Consider the following 19,722-nt stretch of genomic DNA (forward strand, 5'->3'; position numbering starts at 1 on the left):
TGAATCCCGATAGCAATATTCCATCCAAATAATGCCTGATTTTAGATTGGGGTATTTTTGTTATTTTTGGCTAAGACCAATTCAAGATGAAAAAAACTTATTTGCTTACAATCGCCTCATTGATTCTTCTGGCAAGTTCATGCCAATCTCCTGAAGATAATCCTTACCAAATTTCGAAAGACAGTGTAGAGCCTCATATTATGGAATTGGCCTCCGATGAATTTATGGGAAGAAAACCATTTACCGAAGGGGAAACCAAAACCGTACAATACCTTGAGCAGGCCTACAAAGACCTTGGTGTAGAGCCCGGAAATGGGGAAAGCTACTTTCAGGAAGTGCCTATGGTTTCTATTTTGACACAACCTGCACCCACAATGACTATTCAATCCAAAAGTCAATCCATTGAATTGAAGGGATTAGAGGATTATGTCATCTGGACGCAGCGTACAGACTCCTTACTTACTGTGGACGGAGCAGAGTTGGTTTTTGCAGGCTATGGAATCGTAGCTCCTGAGTATGGTTGGAATGATTACAAAAACATAGATGTCAAAGGGAAAATTGTAGTCCTTTTGGTCAACGACCCTGGTTATGGTACTGAAGATGTTTCATTATTCAGGGGCAATACCATGACCTACTACGGTCGATGGACCTACAAAATGGAAGAAGCTGCCAAACATGGAGCCTTAGGAACATTGATCATTCACGAAACAGGTCCTGCAGGATATGGATTCAATGTCATCCAAAACAACTGGAATACGTCAAGACTTTCTTTGGATCTCAGAAATACCCCAACTTATCAGGCCATGTTTGAAGGATGGATTGCTTTACCTATTGCAGGCCAATTGTTTTCCTTGGCAGGTCTTGATGAAAAAGAGCTTTTTGAAAAAGCTAAAAAACCTGATTTTCAGGCTATTCCTATGAACTTGACTGCAAGTACTTCCCTAGAAGTAAAAGCAAAATATGATTTATCCAAAAACGTAATCGCCAAAATTACAGGAAGTAAGTATCCTGACGAATATATCATCTATACAGCCCATTGGGATCATTTGGGAATAGGTGCTCCCGATGCTTCGGGAGACAGTATTTACAATGGCGCTTGGGACAATGCAAGTGGAACCGCGGCACTATTGGGAATGGCCAAAGCCTTTATAGAAGATGCCAAGCCGGAAAGGTCGGTTGTGTTTTTGACAGTGACAGCCGAAGAACAAGGCTTGCTTGGGTCTGCCTATTATTCCCAAAATCCTGTTTTTCCAAAAGAAAAAACAGTGGCCAATATTAATCTAGATGGAATGAATCCTTATGGTAAAATGAAAGATGTGGCACTCATTGGAATGGGTCAGTCAGAACTTGAAGACATACTTAATGTAGAATTGGAAAAAAAAGGAAGGTACAGTACTCCTGAATCTATTCCTTCAGCAGGATGGTATTACCGGTCTGATCATTTCAATTTTGCAAAAATAGGAATTCCTGCACTCTACATCGGAATAGGTGTCGATCATGTGGAAAAAGGGAAGGCATATGGGAAGGAATTGGAATCAAAGTACAATTCTGAAGTTTACCACAAACCCGGTGACAATTATGATCCTGCCAATTGGGACTATGAAGCCATGTTGGGAGACGTGCAGCTCCTTTATGAAGTCGGTAAAAAGTTGTCAAACAGTACCGCTTGGCCCGGCTGGAAAGAAGGTTCAGAATTCAAAGCAGTCAGGGATTCCTACATGAAGAGATAATTCAAAAACCTGTTTATTAATTTGATGGGTTCACATTTTGTTAGTAATACAAACTTTTATTGAGTATTTTAAACTATTTGTGAGAACTGCACGTTTCCTGATTGTTGTGAAATGAAAAATGGAAAACATTCTCAAAAAAATACGAGTTGAAATCAATCCTGATATTTATTTGAAGGATCCTTTCAGTTCGGAACTTGGAAAAGACATCATTTTGAAAAGTGTTTCTATGATGCAGGAATTGGGATTTGAGCAATTCACGTTTAAGAAACTGTCTTCAAAAATAGATTGTACAGAATCGGCGATATACCGGTATTTTGAAAACAAGCATAAACTGCTTTTGTTTTTGAATTCCTGGTATTGGGGGTACTTAGAGCAAAACTTTGTTTTTGGTACAGCAAACCTTACAGACCCATTTCAAAAACTTGAAATAGCCATCAAAATATTGGTGAATGGTCCGATTTTTACCCAAAATGATTTCATTGATCCTGTTTCTTTGAGAAAATTGATTACAGATGAAGCAAACAAGGCGATCATGACAAAAGAAGTGGATGAAGAATACCAAAAAGGTTTTTTCAACCATTTCAACAAATTGAGTGAAAGAATTGCCGATATTATTTTGGAAATCAATCCTGAATTTGAATTTCCAAAAACTTTAGTGTCTACCGTAATGGAATCAAGCCTGATTCAGTCTTATTATGCCAAGCACCTGCCGGGATTCACCGAACAGGTTCCGGGAGACGAAAGGAGGATTGATTTTTTCAATAACCTAGTTTTCAAAACCATCCAAAATGAAAATTGATTACGCAATAACTCCTTTAAAAAGGTTCTTTAAACTTCTTAACGAAGAGAAGAAAGAGGTTTATTCCATCTACTTTTATTCAATATTGAACGGTGCTGTTTCTTTGATTTATCCCTTGGGGATACAGGCGATCGTCAATTTTGTTTTGGGTGGAAGGGTCAGTACAGCATGGCTAATTATGGTTTTGGTGGTAGCACTGGGAATCGCTTTTGGAGGGTTTCTTCAGATTTCCCAATTATATCTGACAGAAAAACTGGAGCAGAGGATCTTTACCAAAACAGGTTTTGGATTTGCTTACAGGTTGCCAAGGCTCAAATTGGATGAGTTGCACGGTCAATATCCGCCTGAGCTCGTCAATAGATTTTTTGACGCGGTAAATCTCCAAAAGGGAATGTCAAAGATTTTGATTGACTTTTCATTTTCGATGGTTCAGATCTTCTTTGGGATGATTCTTCTTGCATTGTACAATGTGTTCTTCCTCATTTTCAGTTTGATTTTGATTGGCTTGGTCGTTTTGATTTTCTATTTCACCAGCCCAAAAGGAATGGAAACCAACCTGAAAGTATCTACCTTAAAATATAAAACAGCTTATTGGCTGGAAGAAATAGGTAGGACTTTGGGGACGTTCAAATTGGCAGGAAATTCTAATTTACCCTTCTATACTATTGATAAACTGCTGACTACTTATGTTGAATTCCGGAACAAGCATTTTGCGGTTTTGGTATTTCAATATAAAGTCATGATTGCTTTCAAAGCCTTGATAGTTACTACCCTGTTAATTGTGGGGAGTTTGTTGCTGATTGACAATCAGATCAGTATCGGGCAATTCGTTGCGGCAGAAGTGATTATTATCTTGATTGTAAGCTCAGTAGAAAAGCTTATCCTTTCACTTGATGTGGTATATGATACTTTGACAGCTACTGAAAAAATCGGACAGATCATGGACATGCCTATCGAAAGGCAAGAAGGCACAGAGAAATCTTTGACCACAAATAGCGAAAGCCTTCAGTTCCAAGTCAGAAATCTTAGCTATAAGTCAAAGGATTCTTCTTTTGAGATTATTGACGACCTGACATTTGATTTGAATGCCGGCGAGAAAGTAATTCTTACAGGAAAGAGTGGAAGTGGAAAGAGTACCTTGATGTACCTGATTTCAGGATTGTTTACTGATTATAGGGGGCGGATTATCATCAACGGATTGCCGATCGATACGATGAACCTAGACCGTTTAAGGAGTTATATTGGAGATAGTCTTTCCCATCAGTCTATTTTCCATGGGACAATTTTTGAAAATATAACACTTAAAAAGGACGTAGCAGAAAGCCATGTCAGGGAAATCATGAAGATGGTGGGGTTGAAGGAATACATCTATAAACTGCCGGAGGATTGGGATACCCAATTGATGCCTGAAGGTCAGGGTTTGAGCAAATCAATCATCAGTAGGATTGTGTTGGCAAGGTGTCTCGTAAACAATCCAAAAGCTTTGCTATTGGAGGATATGATTGCGTTTTTTGAACCTGAGGAAAAACAAAGGATTGTCGATTACATCCTGAACGGCCCATGGACAGTCATGATGATATCTGAAAATGCAGATACCATTAAAAAGTTTCCAAGGGTGATCCAATTGGATCATGGTAAGCTGGTATTTGATGGAAGCAGTGAAGTTTATGCAAAAGCAAATGGAATTTAATTTAAAGAGCGATGTTAGGGATTTCTAAAAATAAAATTTCAGATAGTGTGTCTTTTGATGGTTTCAAGAGCATTTCAATGACCATTCCAAAAGATGAAAGTAAGAAAAGAATCCAGATTCTTCTTTGGACGATGATCGGTATGTTTCTTTTCCTGTTTTTGCCATGGACCCAGAATATCAGGTCTAAAGGATTTGTAACCGCACTAAGACCCGATCAAAGACCGCAGACAGTTCATTCCATCATCGCGGGAAGAATAGAAAAGTGGTATGTGGCAGAAGGTGATTACGTACAGAAGGGCGATACTATCTTAAGGATTTCTGAGATAAAAGATGACTATTTTGATCCACAACTTTTGGAAAGAACCCAACTCCAGGTCGAAGCCAAGACACTTTCGGCAAAATCCTATTCTGAAAAAGTAAAGTCACTTGAGATCCAGATCCAAGCCTTGAAGGAAAATAATGTGCTTAGAAAGGAACAGGCTGAAAACAGGCTTAGGATGGCAGAACTCAATGTTATTTCTGACAGTATCCGCTTTGAACAGTCCAAGGTGAATTTTAAAGTAGGGACTGAACAGCTAAAGCGTACCGACAAATTGTACCAAGAAGGGTTGAGGTCTCTGACGGATTTTGAACAAAGAGAGCTACGTTTTCAAGAAGTACAGGCAGGTATTGTGGCAGCAGAGAACAATCTTTTGAAAAGTAAAAATGCCCTTATAGCCGCTCAGATAGAATTGAATGCGATAGACAACGATTTTAGGGACAAAATGGCCAAAGCTTCAGCGGACAAATTTGAAGCCCTGTCTGCCCAATTTGACGCAGAAGGTACAGCCACCAAACTTGAAAATCAATATACCAATTATGAAGTCAGGACTGGTTATAGGTTTATTTTGGCACCACAGGAAGGCTACATTACTGAAGCCATTCAGGTAGGTATCGGTGAGACTATCAAAGAGGGAGCAGAAATCATGAGTATTCTTCCGGGTAATGCACAGCTTGCCGTAGAGATGTTTATAGAACCAGTAGATTTTCCTCTCATCCGAATCGGAAATAAGGTGAGGTTTATTTTCGATGGATGGCCGGCAATTGTATTCTCCGGATGGCCTCAGATTACCAACGGTACTTTTGGCGGTGTAGTCACAGCTATCGATAACTTTGCAGGTCCAGATGGTAAATACAGGGTTTTGGTAGTGGAGGATTTGGAAGAAAAACGTTGGCCAACCCAATTGAGAATTGGATCAGGAGCTGATGGAATCGCATTACTTAACGATGTTCCTCTTTGGTATGAAATATGGCGACAGCTAAATGGTTTCCCTGCTGATTATTATACAGCAAGAGAAAAGGCCGAAAACCAAAATAAGAAATAAACATGCGCAGAATTATTCTTTTGTTGGCATTTGGACTTTCACATTTGGCCCATGGTCAGGAAATGCTCTCCTATGACAATTATTTGACATGGGTGAGGGCTTTCCATCCTGTTGCCAAACAAGCTGATATTACTGTAGAATTTGGGGAATTGGAACTCCGCGCCTCGCGGGGAGGCTTTGATCCTAGGTTGTATGGTGATTATGAAGCTAAGAGGTTTAAAAACACAAACTATTTTGACAAAAGGGAAGGTGGAATTGTAATTCCAACAATGGCTGGCGTAGAGTTAAAAGGCTTGGTGGAATATAATACCGGTACTTTATTGAATCCCGAACTGGAAGTTCCTGAGGATGGATTGGCGGCTTTTGGCGCTTCTTTCAATCTCGGACAAGGACTTCTAATTGATAAGAGGAGGGCTGCTTTAAGGCAGGCCCAAGTGTATGTGGAATCTACCAAGGCAGAAAGGGTTCAAATCCTCAATGACCTTTTTTTGGAATCCACAGAAACGTATTGGGCTTGGGCAGCGGATTATCAAAATGTGAAAGTTTTAGAAGGTGGGGTTAAGCTTGCGGAAGAGCGTTTTCAAATGGTCAAGGAAAGCTACATCCAAGGAGATTTTCCTGCCATTGACACAGTAGAAGCTTATACACAGTTGATGGATAGGACATATAGGCTCCAGACTGCCAAAATCCAATTCTTTAAATCCACACAGTTTTTGAACACTTTCCTTTGGGATGAAAACAATGAGCCTGTTGATCTATTAGAGTCAGTTTTTCCTGAAAATGTCCTCGACCTGACAGTATTTGATTATAACAAAGAGTCTATGCGGGAGTATATTTTCCAGCATCCTGAATTGCAAATGACTGATTTTGCCATCGAATCCCTTCAGATTGACAGGAGGTATAAGGCAAATATGTTGTTGCCAGTCCTCAAGGTCAATTATAATTTCTTGGTTGAAAACATCAACGATTTTCAGGTGTCACCTTTCCTTGAAAACAACTACAAACTTGGAGCGACTTTTTCTATGCCTTTGTTCTTGAGAGGTGAAAGAGGAGATCTGGGTCTTGCCAAGGCCAAAATAAACTTCAAAACCTACGAAAGGGATTTGAAACTTCTCAAATTGACGACAAAACTGGAAAGTGAAATCTATAATTTTGAGACTGTCGAACAACAATTGGGCGTCTATACCAACAATGTGAACGGACTTCAAAAACTTCTGAAAGGTGAAATGACAAGATTTGAAATAGGAGAAAGTTCTCTGTTCCTTGTCAATGCACGGGAAGTAAGCCTTATCAGTGCACAGACCACACTAAATGACCTAGCTGCCAAAAGAAAATCAGCATACGCCAAAATGCTCAATGCTGCCGGTTTGGGATTTGATAATTGATTTATATTGTTTGATAGTCAACATGTTGCTATCCACAGCTCGTTATTTTGAACTTCAATCAATTATCCACAAGAATCTGGAGAAATAAATTTTGTTAGAAGAAAGAAAATCCAGCAAATCGGAAGATTTGCTGGATTTTCTTTGATCCTTGAATACTGAGACTGAAAACTGCCTACTGCAACTGTTTACTGCCTACTGCAACTGTTTGCTGCCAACTGAGACTGTTTACTGTTTTCACCCCAGCTTCCAGCCTTCTCTGTATTCTCTTTTCACAAATTGATTAGCTGGTTCAAAATTTGTGACTTTCATATTCGGGCCATCCCAAACAAGCTTGATACCTCTTCCCGGATAATTGAATCCATTTCCGCTTTCCCTCGGAACCCTGTAATCATAGCTTCGGATGGCAAGATTTCCCATTAATACAGATTCTGTCAATGGACCTGCCACAGAAAACGGTGAACTCAATTGATTAAATTCTTTACTCCCATGGCCACCGATGCAGGCTTCCACCCAATTGTTGTAATGCCCCCTGTCACCAAGAGGAACTCTGTATATTGTTTGGGGAACATTGATTTCTGCGGTCTTGGATGTCGGCAAAAGTTGGGGGTTGACGCCATATGTTCCACACATCATTTTCCCTTTGGTACCTTCAATGATGACCCCATTTCCGCCATCTCCCATGACCTCATTTGGACCAAGCTCTTCAGGTCTGGCTGGTTGGATTCCTCCATCCATCCAATGGAACTGAAGGTCACTTTTCCCTTCTCTTTTGAACCTAAGTGTAATGTGTGAGGAAGGAGGACAGCTCTCCGGGAAATATCCTCTGCTAAATTCACCGACGTATACAGAACCTACGCTGCATTCTGCGGACTCAGGATATCCCAATCCCAATACCCGGAATGGTGGCTCCATGATATGGCATGCCATATCACCCAAGGCACCTGTTCCATAATCCCACCATCCACGCCAATTAAACGGAATCAGGTTGGCCACGTAATCTTTTTTAGGAGCTGTACCTAACCATAAATCCCAATCAAGGTCAGCAGGTGGGGTTGCAGGATTAGCTGACCAAGGAATTCCCTGAGGCCATACAGGTCTGTCAGTCCAGCAATACACCCTTGTAGCCTCACCGATAAGCCCTGCATTATACCATTCTACCATTTTTCGAACGCCTTCTCCCGAGGAACCCTGATTGCCCATTTGGGTTACGACCTTATATTTTTCCGCTGCTTCAGTCAGCATCCTTGCTTCATAGATATCATGGGATAGTGGCTTCTGGACATAAACATGCTTTCCCAATTGCATAGCCGCCATCGCCTGTACCGCATGCATATGGTCAGGAGTTGAAACGGTAACGGCATCAATATTTTTATGCTCTTTGTCAAGCATAACCCTATAGTCCTTATAGTATTTTGCTTTGGGATGTGCTTGAACGCTGCCTTTTGCTCTAGTATCATCCACATCACATAAGGAGATAAAATCAGCCTTGCCGCTGTTGAAAACTCCCCTTACATCGCCGGTTCCCATTCCGCCAACACCGATACCTGCCACCCTTAACCTATCAGAAGGCGCAACAAACCCGGAACCACCCAATACATGTCTTGGTACAAAATAAAAACCTGCCAAAGCTGTGGCCGAGGCTTTGACAAAATTTCTTCTGGAATTGTTCTCTTTTGGTAATTCTTCCTTTTTCATTCGGTTTATGGTTAAAATGGTCAGATACAAGTTTTACTTCTTCAATTTATTAAAAATGAGGTTTGATAGGCGAATATTTTTTTGATTTTGGAAAAAAGGATAAATGAGTTGATAAATGGAGATAAGAAAGAATTTGCTAAATGGTAAAATCTTAAATAAAAATTTTAATTAAGTTTGTTTGGTTGAAAACCCAAAAAGCTACCTTATTCTATGAAAATCACTAAAATCATCTCTAACCTGATCCTCCTCACCATTTTTGGATTGGGAATCATCTCCTGTGCAGACAAAGCCACTCCGCTGAGTGAAAACAACATTATTCCAAAGCCACTTTCAGTAACTGAAGCAGAAGGTTCATTTACATTAACAAATGAAACCAAATTGGTTACCTTAGGAAATGCTTCAGAAATCAATCCTGTAATTTCAATTTTCCAAAGCTTAATCAAACCTTCCACAGGTTTTGATCTCCAAACTGCCGAATCAGGGGAGTCTAACGTGATTGTTTTTGAGATTGAATCAGCTTCCCAAAAATCAACCGGAGAATATGCCATCTCTATCGATGAAAATAGTATCAAAATCACCGCTTCCAATGGAGAAGGGCTTTTCAATGGTGTTCAGACTTTGAGACAACTCATGCCTGCCGGAATAGAATCGTCTTCCAAGTTAGGTGGCAAGATAAAAATCGGCGCAGGCAAAATCGAAGACAAACCGGAGTATGCCTACAGAGGATTTATGTTGGATGTAGCGAGACATTTTTTTCCTGTTGAAGATGTAAAGCACGTCATTGACCTGATCGCAAAGTATAAGATCAACTATTTACACCTCCATCTTTCGGATGATCAAGGTTGGAGAATCGAAATCAAATCCTGGCCATTGCTGACCGAGATCGGCGGCAAAACCGAAGTCGGTGGGGGAGAAGGAGGTTTTTACACCCAAGAGCAATACAAAGACATCGTCGCTTATGCCCAATCAAAATTCATCACCGTTGTACCTGAAATAGACATGCCGGGCCACACCAATTCAGCTTTGGCTGCTTATGGACAATTGAATCCAGGAATTACAGTACCTGAAAAAGGAGCGGTTCCTTTTGACCGTACCGAGTTGGGAGTAGATGGAATGGCTACACCACTCTATACCGGGATCGAAGTTGGCTTCAGTACTTTGGATACGGACAAAGACATCACATATCAGTTTGTGGACGATGTCATCCGTGAATTGGTTGAAATGACCCCCGGCCCATACATCCATATCGGCGGCGATGAATCGCATGTCACGGAATTGGAGGATTATATTCCGTTTATGGAAAAAGCCCAGGCCAGCGTAACCAAATACGGCAAAAAATCATTGGGTTGGGATGAAATAGCCCATGCCAAACTTGAACCCGGAACTGTAGCTCAATATTGGGCCAAAGCTGAAAATGCTGTTTTGGCCATCAATCAAGGAAATCAGGTTTTGATTTCACCTGCGACCAAAACCTATCTTGATATGCAATATGATTCTACCACCTATTTGGGCTTGCATTGGGCGGCTTATATTGAGTTGGATGATGCTTATAATTGGGATCCGACAGAATTGGATGCAGCTGTTAAGAAGGAGAACATTCTAGGTGTGGAAGCCCCACTGTGGTCGGAAACCATCACCAACAGAGAAGAGATTGAATTCATGTTGTTTCCAAGATTGGCCGCAATCGCTGAAGTTGCCTGGACCAAAAAAGACTTGAGAAACTGGGATTCATTTTCAGAAAGATTGAAAAAACATACAGCCCGTTGGGATGCCATGGGATTGAATTATTACAAGTCGCCAAAGTTGGTTTGGGAGGAGAAAAAGTAGTGATTATCCGCTATTTTGCCTTTAGCTCAAATTAAGGATTAAAGTTGCGGATAATCAGACAACAGTCCACAGTCCATTACCGCTGCATTTGAACTTCATTCCGAGTTATTTTTGGTTAGCAATTAGAAAGCGAACTTTCAAAAAAGTAAACTATTGAAATCAGAAAATCCGGGAATCAATAAATGGTTTCCGGATTTTTTTTGTCATTTACTGATCCTGCCTCACGCTATCCAAATTACCTTCCCATTTCAATTTGCCTTTGAACTGTTTGATTTCTTAATCCCTTCCTCAAGATCAAAGGCTATCATCCTTCATACTTTTCGGAGGGTTAGGAGAAGTCAATATTGAAAATCTGTTGCTGGTTCTTAGTTTTTGATAAATGGCACAATGTATTTTTATAAATATATTATATTTCAGGAAAGCACCCTTTAGCAAAAGATAGTTTTGTTTACCAAAATTTAAATAATTCCAAACACTGGAGCGATTTTATGAGAATTGAGATGCACCCAATGACTTCTGCCGTCAAGACATTCTTTTTTTGTGTAGGGTTATGGATGTTTATCTCATGTGAACCAAAAATTATACTTCCGGCAGGAGACGATGATAATGGAGGGCTTTTTTTGCCAGATGGTTTTGAAGCTGTGGTGGTGGTTGACAGTATTGGACGGGCCAGACATTTGGCCGTCAGTGAATCGGGGGATATTTATATCAAACTTCGCTCACCTGATAAAGCCGGAAGAGGCATAGTAGGAATAAGGGATACCAATCAGGATGGCAAAGCTGATATTGTGGAATACTTTGGAGACTATCCTGATAAGGGAAACTATGGTACGGGAATGCGCATCCATAACGGTTACTTGTATTTCAGCACGGCAGGTGAGGTGTATAGATACAAAATGGATCCGGATGGTTTATTGCCTATAGGTGAACCTGAACTGATTTTGGTTGATGATTACAAAAATGCAAAATATGGCTATGAACATATCGCCAAACCGATTGCTTTTGACAATGACGGACACATGTACGTGGCATTTGGTTCGCCGGGGGACGTTTGTCAAGAGTTCAACAGGAAACCGGGCAGTCCCGGAATGTATCCATGTCCGCAGCTTGAATGGCATGGCGGCATCTGGCAATTTGATGCTAACAAATTAAACCAAACCCAAAAAGATGGAAAAAGGTATGCCACAGGTATCCGGTCTGTCGTAGCCATGGATTGGAATCAGGAGGAGAATGAATTGTACGTAGTCCAACATGGAAGGGATGATTTTACAAAATCATGGCCTGATCTTTTCAGTCCCTGGGAAAGTGCTGTTTTACCTTCCGAAGAATTTTTTAGGGTTGAAGAAGGGGCAGATGGAGGTTGGCCATATTATTACTTTGATCATATCGAAGGAAAAAAGAAACTGAATCCTGAATATGGAGGAGACGGAAAATTACAGGGTGATTCCCATTTGGTCTCCCAACCTTTGATGGGCTTTCCGGGGCATTTTGCACCAAATGACCTTCACTTTTATAAAGGCAATCAATTTCCTGAAAGGTATAAAAATGGCGCTTTTGTCGCATTTCATGGATCTACTATCCGGGGACCTTATCCTCAGGGAGGTTATTTTGTGGCATTTGTCCCATTTGAAAAAGGAATTCCGGCAGGTCCTTGGGAAGTTTTCGCAGATGGATTTTCCGGATTGGACACCATCGTGAATACCGGTGATGCTTTGGCCCGTCCAATGGGAATCGCCATGGGGCCGGATGGGTCACTTTATATTTCGGAAAGCGTAAAAGGCAAAATCTGGCGGATTATGTACAAAGGGAAAAAATCTGACTTTGGTGAAGGTTCTTTAGCCAAGCTTGAACAGCGGAAAAACCAAAGAACCAATATCAAAGATCCTGATAGGGAATTGGACAATCTGGAAACGGAAATGATAGAAACCGGATCACAGGTCTATAACCTGCATTGCGGAACCTGCCACCAAAGAGACGGAAAAGGTGACGGTAGCAGGTTTCCACCAATAAATAATTCCCGAGTGGTAAATGGTAAAAACCGGCCTTTGATTGAATTGATTTTAAAGGGTCTTAAAGGTGCCATCACTGTCAATGGTGTGGCCTACTATGGCGTCATGCCTTCGCATTCATTTCTTTCTGATGCCGAAATTTCCTCGGTATTGACCTATATCAGGAGAAACTTCGGAAATGATTCACCGAGTATTTCCGCCATTGAAGTTGGCAATGTGAGGAAACAGCTAGAAAACCAATGAAATGACGGGTAAAACAAGGATTGATCTGATTTTTGTGATTTGCGTGAGCTTAATTGCCATCAGGACGAACGCCCAACATTTAAAGGAAACAAATAACATGAATCGAAATATGGGAGAATCGGTTTATCATGTCAACCGACTTGAAGACGAAATTGAGATTGACGGAATATGGGACAAGCCAGTTTGGAAAAACTTACCTGCGCTAGAAATCACAAATTATATGGGAGACAAGCCCCAATTTCTTCCAACCACATTTGCTAAGCTTTTGTATGATGACGAAAATATCTATGGGATTTTTCAGGTACAAGATCGGTATGTAAAGTGTTTGGTTCAGGAGACCAATGGACATGTTTCCGGTGATTCCTGTGTCGAATTCTTTTTTTCTCCCGACAATTCCAACCCACTTTTTTACTTCAACCTAGAGATCAATTGCGGTGGAGTGCCTCTACTTCAATTTGTCACTGTTCCGAGGAAGGAATACCTTTTCCTCAAGGAAAGAGAAATAAGCAAAGTTGAAATTGCCCATTCTTTGCCAAAAAAGGTATTTCCTGAAATAGAAAAGGATACTGTTTGGACCATTGAATTCAAATTGCCTCTAAAAATTCTTGAAAAATATACCGCCATCACAAAGCCCAAATCAGGGGTAAAATGGACTGCAAATTTTTATAAGACAGCTAGTACTACGAGTAATCCACATTATCTGACTTGGTCAAAAGTGCATAATTCAATTCCGGACTTTCACCTTCCGCAGTTTTTTGGGACTTTGGTTTTTATGTAAAATGATGGGTGGAATTATCAATTATTGTACAGGTGGATGGATAATAATAGCAAAGGTTTGCGGTATGTTTTTTAAAAATTTAGATTTAGATAATATAATTCAGCTCCCAATTACCTCTTTAATTGATTTTGAAAATCGAACAACAAAAGATATGATCAACAGAAGAACATTACTGAAAAGACTTTCTGCACTTCCGTTGGTGGGAACAATTGTGGGAAGCATCATTCCTGTCCAATCAGTATTTGCCGATTCCCCATCAGTTCCAAAAAGGGACCTGATCAAGGAATTGGGCTTGAGAACATTTATCAATGCGGCCGGAACCTATACAGCCATGACAGCCTCCCTGATGCCTGAAGAAGTGATGGAAACAATTGAAGCTTCTTCCAAGGAATTTATCATGTTGGATGAAGTTCAGGACAAAGTGGGAGAAAAAATTGCTGAAATCTGCCATGCAGAAGCAGCAACGGTTACCGCAGGTTGCTGGTCAGCTATGGTGCTAGGGCTTGCCGGAGTACTGACTGGAACAGACAAGGAAAAGATTGCACAGATTCCAAATCTCAAAGGAATGAAATCTGAGGTGATTGTCCAAAAAAGCCACAACGTGGCTTATGTCCATTCGCTGACCAATACAGGGGTGAAATTGGTAGAAGTGGAAACAGTTGCTGATCTGGAAAAAGCGATCAACGACCAAACTGCCATGTTATGGTTTTTGAATTATCAGGCTCCTGATGGTAAAATCCAACATGAAGAGTGGGTTGCATTGGGAAAAAAACACAACATACCTACCATGATTGACATAGCAGCTGATGTGCCGCCCGTTGAAAACCTATGGAAATTTAATGATATGGGATTTGATCTGGTATGTATATCAGGGGGAAAAGCCATGAAAGGGCCGCAGAGTGCTGGTATCCTGATGGGTAGAAAACACATCATTGAAGCAGCAAGACTGAGTGCACCACCCCGTGGCAATACAATCGGCAGAGGGATGAAGGTCAATAAAGAAGAAATCCTTGGGATGTATGTGGCTTTGGAACTGTATGTAAAAAAAGACCATGAAAAAGAGTGGAAATCTTGGGAAGAAAAAATAGGCTACATTGAAGGCATGGCTAAGAAAGTCAATGGTGTGACTACTTCTGTTTCGGTTCCGCCAATTGCAAACCATACACCTTTTCTAAAAATTGCTTGGGACCCTGCTGTTATAAATCTCAACCGCACCCAAATGCAGGAAAAACTCAGGAAGGGAAATCCATCCATTGAGGTTATTGGATTTGGAGATCATGAAATCAGTTGTACTGTTTGGATGCTAAGGCCGAACGAAGAAAAGATTGTAGCCAAAAGAATTCAGGAAGAATTGAGTAACGCCAAAGTTTAACCTAATCATTCCAAAGAAATGAAGAAAATAGGATTCATATTACTCTGTTTTTTATTCATAAGTCCAATAAGTCTTTCTGCTCAAAATTACCATATGGTGATCAAAGGGGGTCATGTCATTGATCCAAAAAACAGCATTGATGAATTGATGGATGTCGCTATTCAGGATGGAAGGATAGCCAAAATCGCAAAAAATATAGACACAACAGGTGCCAGCCAAATAGTGGATGCGAAGGGTTTATTGGTTGTTCCGGGTTTGATTGATATGCATGGCCATGTTTTTTATGGTACTCGACCCAACAGTTACCTCAGTGATGGACTCGTGGCAGTCGACCCGGACAGTTTTACCTTTAGGGTTGGAGTAACTACTATTGTGGATTGTGGTGGACCGGGCTGGAAAAACTTCCATGTATTCAAAGAAAACATCATCGACCATTCAAAAACAAGGGTTTTGGCATTCCTGAACATTGTTGGAGAAGGCATGCGCGGTGGGGCTTACGAACAGGATACTTCTGATATGAATGCCCAACTCACCGGGCAGGCTGCTCTGAAATACAAAGAACACGTTGTCGGATTTAAGGTGGCCCACTATGCCAAAAGGGATTGGATTCCGGTGGATAGGGCAGTAGAAGCGGGGAATATTGCCAATATGCCTGTCATTATTGATTTTGGCGGATCTATGGCCTTTGCCCCTTTGAGATTGAGGGAATTGTTTTTTGACCACCTGCGTCCCGGAGATATCTATACGCACGTTTTTGCTGAATTGGGCGGAGCCAGAGAGCCTGTTGTTGACTATGAAACCAGGAAATTCAAACCATTTGTCAGGGAAGCACAGGAAAGAGGAATTATTTTCGATGTGGGATATGGTGGTGCCAGTTTTGACTTCAGGCAGGCGATACCATCGTTGGAAGCAGGATTTTTTCCCAATACGATCAGTACGGACCTTCATAAAGGCAGCATGAATGCTGCCATGAAAGACATGCTCAATGTCATGAGTACATTTATGGCTATTGGAATGGAAATCCCCCACATCATCAAGGCAAGTACTTGGAATCCTGCCCAAACCATCAAAAGAGAAGAACTCGGTCACCTATCAGAAGGAGCAATTGCCGATTTGGCCTTGATTGAAGTGAGACAAGGCCAATTCGGTATTTGGGATAAAAACGGGTATAAAGTCGAAACTGATAAAAGGTTCGAATGTGAAATGACCATCAAAGACGGTGTAATTGTCTACAGTGTCAATGGTCGAAGCGAACCGGTAGTGTTGAGGTAATCAGTTGGATGGGTTAGATATAAGCAATACAATCCATCTCCACCAAAGAATCACCGGGTACTCCTGCGTAGGTGGCTACTGTGGTGCGAACAGGAGGTTTTTTTCCAAATCGCCCTTTGTATACCTCATTCATTCCCTTGTAGTCATTCAGGTCATGGAGGTACACATTTACTTTCAATACTTTTTCCATGGAAGAACCTGCTTTGACCAGTTCTTTTTCCAATTCTTTGAGAACGTGATCAGTATGTGCTTTGATATCCCCCTCAAAATGAGCGCCTTTACCCGCTACAAAAATCATATTTCCCAATTTGGTTGAGCCTGAAAACAAGGGAACATCCTGATCTTGAACGACATTGAATACTTCTTTTTCTGGCGTGTTGTCCGTTTCAGCTTTGGCTACCATTCCTATTCCCGCAATACCTGCTAGGGATGCGATCATTTTTTTTAAGGTGGACCTTCTTTCTATTTTTTCCATGATTTTAGGTTGATTATTTGTTTCGTGTTGAATCATTCAATATATAGCTTTGCTTGAATTACAGCAAATTCTCGCCAAGCCTATAACCGGTTTTAAAGATTGTTTGCTCATATTTTCCATGGCCGGAATACTTGGTATTTCCCGAATAGTAAGAATGGATTTTGAAACACGCTGTTAGCGTCAGTGAAATCCATTATTTATTCAAGACATTTTTTCAATCCTTCCTCAATACTGATTGCCTTCAACCCAAAAGCCTTTTCAATTTTGGTAGAATCAAAGCAATAATCCTGATCCAATTGATACCTCAATTCCTTGATTTCTTTCAAAACCGGGATGAATAAAGATACCAGATTGAGCATAAAGGGGCCAAGTATCTGAAGTTTGGGTTCTACACCCAGATGCTTGGCTAGGATGTTAACCGTTTCCTGACCTGTAGGATAAGCGTTTGAAGTGGGTAAATGCCAGACCTGATTCCAGGCATCTTCCTGTTGGGCAAGAAATGCCGTCGCAAATGCCGCATCCGGAATATAAGTAAAGGAATGTTTCTTGTCTCCGGCATACATCCATTGTGCGGTTTTTCCCGCTTTCATGCGGTTGATAACAGATTCATTGAGGAAACTCAATTTTGCTCCCGGTCCATAGAAGTCCGCCGCCCTGACGATCATGGCCGTCAGTTTGCCTGCCTTGATTTCATCCAAAATCATCTGTGCGATTTTTGCACGGACTTTCCCTTTTTGACTTTGGGGATTGACCGGACTTTTTTCGGTGAGATTTCCGACATGATTGGGATCGTAGCAATACATGTTGTCAAAAAAGACAAGTTTGGCACTATGCTTTTTGCAGGCGTTGATTGTATTTTTCATGATGACAGGCCACTGTTCCTGCCAGATTCTGGCTTTGTAAGTGATTCCTGCCACTAGATAAACAGTATCAGAACCAGTTACTGCGGAATCTATTTCGGATGGGTTCAAAAACTGAGCCTTCATCAATTGGTCATCAGGATTGATCTTGGAAGGATTTCTGCTGACAAGACGGATATTGTCAGTGTATTTGGTTAGATCCTTGGCAAGAGCGGTTCCTATATTTCCTGTAGATCCGAGGATGGTGTGGAGTGGGGAGGATGGCATATAATTTTTTTTTTTTGAATTTAACCCAAAATCTATTGGCGTAAAATGGAATTGGATTAAGAAATTGCCAATTTTTGAATGTTTTGAAGATTTACCCAATTTAGTATTTCCATTTCATTACTTCAATTTGGAAAAAAGCATTCCAACAAAAAAATATTTTCCAACCCGTGTCCCATATTTGAAAAACCATTTGTCTTCCATTAAAATCTTTTATTCCATCAATTTTAAAAACACATTTATGAAAGAATTTATTTTGATTTTCAGACATGAAAATGCCACCGGCAAAGTTTCTCCCGAACAAATGCAGGCTTGGATGAAGCAACAAATGGACTGGGTGGGAGGCATCGCTGCTCAAAACAAATTTGTTGGCGGTACAGGACTTTTGTTTGACGGGGCGAAAGTTGTAGACCATCAAAAGATGGTAACCAATGGTCCATTTGGTGATATCAAAGAGACCATCGGTGGCTACGTCATCGTCAAGGCGGAAAACGCCGAAGAAGCAGCCGAATTTGCAAAAGGTACTCCCATTCTGCAGGGAGAAGGCAATACCGTAGAAGTTCGAGAGATTGCCAAACATTGATTTCCAAACAATCCTATCAATCTTCATCTATATGTTGATTGATAGGGTTTTGATACAATATGCAAAGCCAAGATTTAATCCCCCATTTGTTCAGGACGGAGTATAGCAAGTTGGTTGCCGTGCTTTCCAATTTTTTTGGCTTGGATCATATTGAAGTGGCAGAGGACATCGTAAATGAGACTTTTTTGGCTGCCATGGAAACCTGGCCTTATCAAGGAATTCCTGACCTTCCAACTGCCTGGCTTTACCGGGTTGCAAAAAACAAGACACTTAATCACTTGAAAAAGCACCAGCTTTTTAACAAGAAAATTTCTGATGGTTTCAAAAAATCCAATAGCTGGATTGAGGAATTGGAAGTTGACTTATCTGAACAAAATATCCGTGACAGCCAACTTCAGATGCTTTTTGCCATCTGTCATCCATCTATCTCTACTGAATCTCAAATCAGCCTTGCTTTGCGGATTCTCTGTGGTTTTGGGATTGATGAAATCACAGATGCTTTTTTGACCAATAAGGAAACAATAAACAAGCGGCTTTTTAGGGCAAAGGAAAAATTGCGGACAGAAAAAATCCAGTTGATTTTGCCTTCAGATGAAGAGATCAACAAGCGGATGGAAGCTGTTTTGAAAACAATTTACCTGCTATTTAATGAAGGTTATTACTCTGAACGGTCAGAAACTTTAATCCGTAAAGAGCTTTGCCTGGAAGCCATGCGGCTTAACTTTCTTTTGCTTGAAAATCCACTCACCAACCAGCATTTGACCAATGCCTTGATGGCGCTGATGTGTTTTCAGGCATCCAGGTTGGAAGCGCGGGTAGGAAGAAGCGGCGAAATTGTGCTTTATCAGGATCAAGATGCCTCACTTTGGAATAGTGAATTGATCTCCCGCGGAAACTATTACCTGACCAAAGCTGCAGCTTGGCCTGTGATTTCGGTGTATTTTTTAGAAGCAAGTATTGCATACTGGCATACAATTCAGGAAGACTCTGGTGAAAAGTGGGAAAATATACTTCATCTATACAACCAATTGCTGGCCATTGCCTATTCGCCGATTGCAGCGCTCAACCGCACTTATGCCCTTTCAAAAGTGAGGGGAAAGGAAACAGCCATTCAGGAAGCTGAGAAACTCGGTCTTTCCAATAACCATTTTTACCACATGTTACTCGCAGAACTTTACCGGGATCAAAACCCAGCAAAAGTCAAATCCCACCTTCAAAAAGCTTTGGAACTTTGCAAAACGGACTCAGAAAAGAAATTGATTGAGAAGAAACTATCACAGTTGGAATATTCTAAAAACCTCCGAGGTCAAAAATAGACCCCGAAGGTTTCAATTCATTCAAAATTCATCATTTTTCATTCTTCATCCCTCATCCTT

15 protein-coding genes are annotated in these 19,722 nt (G+C 40.9%); 12 read left to right on the top strand and 3 right to left on the bottom strand.

Translation table 11 applies throughout. The annotated features are described in order from the left end of the window. Positions 1-86: 86 nt before the first annotated feature. The 5 genes from NK987_RS10330 to NK987_RS10350 all read left to right on the top strand — a co-directional run bounded on the left by NK987_RS10330 (position 87) and on the right by NK987_RS10350 (position 6,968). Positions 87-1,730 (top strand): M28 family metallopeptidase, encoded by a 1,644-nt coding sequence (locus tag NK987_RS10330; RefSeq protein ID WP_259263773.1) that lies wholly within the window; start codon positions 87-89, stop codon positions 1,728-1,730. 118 nt (positions 1,731-1,848) lie between these two features. Further along, a complete protein-coding gene (locus NK987_RS10335; protein ID WP_259263774.1) occupies positions 1,849-2,529 on the top strand; it encodes a TetR/AcrR family transcriptional regulator in 681 nt (226 codons plus the stop codon). Beyond that, on the top strand, positions 2,519-4,219 hold the full coding sequence (locus NK987_RS10340; protein ID WP_259263775.1) for a peptidase domain-containing ABC transporter: 1,701 nt from the start codon (positions 2,519-2,521) through the stop codon (positions 4,217-4,219). The genes NK987_RS10335 and NK987_RS10340 overlap by 11 nt, the downstream gene beginning before the upstream one ends. 11 nt (positions 4,220-4,230) lie before the next feature. Further along, positions 4,231-5,583: an HlyD family secretion protein gene (locus NK987_RS10345; protein WP_259263776.1), complete on the top strand. Its 1,353-nt coding sequence runs from the start codon at positions 4,231-4,233 to the stop codon at positions 5,581-5,583. A 2-nt stretch (positions 5,584-5,585) separates the two neighbouring features. Further along, positions 5,586-6,968 carry a TolC family protein gene (locus tag NK987_RS10350; RefSeq protein ID WP_259263777.1) on the top strand — a complete coding sequence of 461 codons (1,383 nt, stop codon included), beginning with the start codon at positions 5,586-5,588 and terminating at the stop codon, positions 6,966-6,968. Positions 6,969-7,202: 234 nt separating this feature from the next. Here the strand turns inward: NK987_RS10350 and NK987_RS10355 are convergent, their stop codons facing one another. Further along, on the bottom strand, positions 7,203-8,663 hold the full coding sequence (locus NK987_RS10355) for a Gfo/Idh/MocA family protein (protein WP_259263778.1): 1,461 nt from the start codon (positions 8,661-8,663) through the stop codon (positions 7,203-7,205). Between the two features lie 210 nt (positions 8,664-8,873). Between NK987_RS10355 and NK987_RS10360 the strand changes: the two genes are divergently transcribed. The 5 genes from NK987_RS10360 (at position 8,874) to NK987_RS10380 (ending at position 16,164) form a co-directional block, all read left to right on the top strand. Then, entirely contained in the window at positions 8,874-10,490 is a 1,617-nt protein-coding gene (locus tag NK987_RS10360) for a beta-N-acetylhexosaminidase (protein ID WP_259263779.1), read from the top strand. A gap of 488 nt (positions 10,491-10,978) precedes the next feature. After that, positions 10,979-12,742, top strand: coding sequence for a PQQ-dependent sugar dehydrogenase (locus NK987_RS10365; RefSeq protein WP_259263780.1), 1,764 nt, complete (start codon positions 10,979-10,981; stop codon positions 12,740-12,742). 97 nt (positions 12,743-12,839) lie between these two features. Continuing rightward, on the top strand, positions 12,840-13,520 hold the full coding sequence (locus NK987_RS10370; RefSeq protein WP_259263781.1) for a carbohydrate-binding family 9-like protein: 681 nt from the start codon (positions 12,840-12,842) through the stop codon (positions 13,518-13,520). Positions 13,521-13,671: 151 nt separating this feature from the next. Further along, positions 13,672-14,892 (top strand): aminotransferase class V-fold PLP-dependent enzyme, encoded by a 1,221-nt coding sequence (locus NK987_RS10375; protein WP_259263782.1) that lies wholly within the window; start codon positions 13,672-13,674, stop codon positions 14,890-14,892. Positions 14,893-14,910: 18 nt separating this feature from the next. Then, positions 14,911-16,164 (top strand): amidohydrolase/deacetylase family metallohydrolase, encoded by a 1,254-nt coding sequence (locus NK987_RS10380; RefSeq protein ID WP_259263783.1) that lies wholly within the window; start codon positions 14,911-14,913, stop codon positions 16,162-16,164. A gap of 13 nt (positions 16,165-16,177) precedes the next feature. Here NK987_RS10380 and NK987_RS10385 read toward each other — a convergent pair whose 3' ends face one another. Together NK987_RS10385 and NK987_RS10390 are read right to left on the bottom strand one after the other, a co-directional pair. Further along, on the bottom strand, positions 16,178-16,639 hold the full coding sequence (locus NK987_RS10385) for a RidA family protein (protein WP_241143852.1): 462 nt from the start codon (positions 16,637-16,639) through the stop codon (positions 16,178-16,180). A gap of 197 nt (positions 16,640-16,836) precedes the next feature. Next, complete coding sequence (locus NK987_RS10390) at positions 16,837-17,766, bottom strand: NAD-dependent epimerase/dehydratase family protein (RefSeq protein ID WP_259263784.1); 930 nt, start codon at positions 17,764-17,766, stop codon at positions 16,837-16,839. 238 nt (positions 17,767-18,004) lie between these two features. On the opposite strand from NK987_RS10390, the gene NK987_RS10395 reads away from it, so the two are divergent. Both NK987_RS10395 and NK987_RS10400 read left to right on the top strand, forming a co-directional pair. Continuing rightward, the gene (locus tag NK987_RS10395; RefSeq protein WP_113923187.1) at positions 18,005-18,346 is read left to right on the top strand and encodes a YciI family protein; all 342 of its coding nucleotides are present in this window, start codon (positions 18,005-18,007) and stop codon (positions 18,344-18,346) included. A 59-nt stretch (positions 18,347-18,405) separates the two neighbouring features. Beyond that, positions 18,406-19,662 carry an RNA polymerase sigma factor gene (locus tag NK987_RS10400; protein ID WP_259263785.1) on the top strand — a complete coding sequence of 419 codons (1,257 nt, stop codon included), beginning with the start codon at positions 18,406-18,408 and terminating at the stop codon, positions 19,660-19,662. The last annotated feature ends 60 nt before the right edge of the window (positions 19,663-19,722 follow it).

It is taken from the genome of Aquiflexum gelatinilyticum (assembly GCF_024813435.1).
GTDB classification, from domain to species: domain Bacteria; phylum Bacteroidota; class Bacteroidia; order Cytophagales; family Cyclobacteriaceae; genus Cognataquiflexum; species Cognataquiflexum gelatinilyticum.